Source organism: Pelagicoccus sp. SDUM812005 (assembly GCF_031127875.1).
Lineage (GTDB): Bacteria > Verrucomicrobiota > Verrucomicrobiia > Opitutales > Opitutaceae > Pelagicoccus.
In genome coordinates, this window is sequence record NZ_JARXIA010000063.1 from 1 (window position 1) to 1,279 (window position 1,279).

The window sequence follows — 1,279 nt, forward strand, 5'->3', positions numbered from 1 at the left end:
AAGATGCCGACCTCGCTCTTGAAGGAGTGCTCCCCGTCGGCGTTGAGCTTGGCCTCGCCCTTGATCGCGGAGAAGAAGTTCTCCAGGTGCGGCTGGTGCGGCGGCTTGTCCAGGGCCACGGGGATGTCGAACTGGGCCAAGGGCGCCGTCTCGCGCACGTCCACCTTGGCGTCCTTGGCGGGCGCGGGAGCGTCGGACTGGGTGAGGTAGTGCAGGTCGATCCACTGGTCCCAGCTGGGGGCGCGCTCCTCGCGGTAGATCTTCGAGAGCGACGGGTTCTCGGAAAACTTGATCGAGCCCTCGTCGCCCATGAAGTACTCCCAGTAGCCTCCGCCGGCGGAGGTGGTGGTGAGCGTCTGGTAGAAGGCGCGCACCGGGCCGTAGCGGGTGTCGTACTCGTAGATCACCATCACGTTGTCGTACCACTCGCGAGACGGGTAGTAGTCGGCCCCGCCGGAGGCGAAGACGCTTTTCGGATAGGCGTCGAGGAACCAGTTGAAGATGTCGATCTGGTGGGCGCCGAGGTCGGAGATGGGGCCGCCGGAGAGGTCCTTGAACCAGCGCCAGTTGCGGAACTGGTGCATGTCGGCGTAGCCGTACTTCTTGAGCGTCGCCTCGTCGATGGCGTACTTCTTGGGCCAGCCCACGTCGGGGGTCACGGCCCGGTTCCACTGGCCGTTGAGGTTGGTGATGCGCCCGGGGATCTTGGCCTTCTTGATGAGGTTGTTGTAGCAGTGCTGGTAGCGCGGGTTGGAGCGGCGCTGGTGGCCGATCTGCAAGAGCTTGCCGGTCTCGCGGGCGGTCAGCACCATGGAGCGGGCCTCCTCGACGGTGCGGGCCATCATCTTCTCGCAGTACACGTGCAGGCCGGCCTTGAGGCAGGCGTTGGTGTGGCGCGAGTGCCACAGGTCGGGCGTGGCGATGATGGCCGCGTCGAGGTCCTTCTCCTTCTCGAGCATGTCCTCGATGTCCTGGTAGGCGTTCACCTCGAAGCCTTCCTTGGCCAGCTTGCGCTGCCCGTAGGTGCGGCTGTACTCCCAGATGTCGCACACCGCGCGGAAGCGCAGGCCGGGCACGTTGAGCATGGCGTCGAGCAGCACGCGGCCTTGGACTCCGAGGCCGACCAGGGCCACGTTGATCTCGCCGTTGGGCGAGGACTGGGCCCGGGCGAAGGCGGGGGCGACGAGGATGCCGCCGGCGGCCACCAGGCTGTTCTTGACGAACTCGCGGCGGGCGAGCGGATGGGAAGCTGTCTTTTCGGTCATGTTGCTTTCGGGGG

The 1,279-nt window shown here is 66.1% G+C and carries 1 protein-coding gene; it reads right to left on the reverse strand.

Annotated elements, in window-relative coordinates:
• Positions 1–1,265 (reverse strand): Gfo/Idh/MocA family oxidoreductase (locus QEH57_RS24685; protein ID WP_309009478.1); only part of this gene is annotated, 1,265 nt, incomplete at its 3' end.
• Between the last annotated feature and the right edge of the window lie 14 nt (positions 1,266–1,279).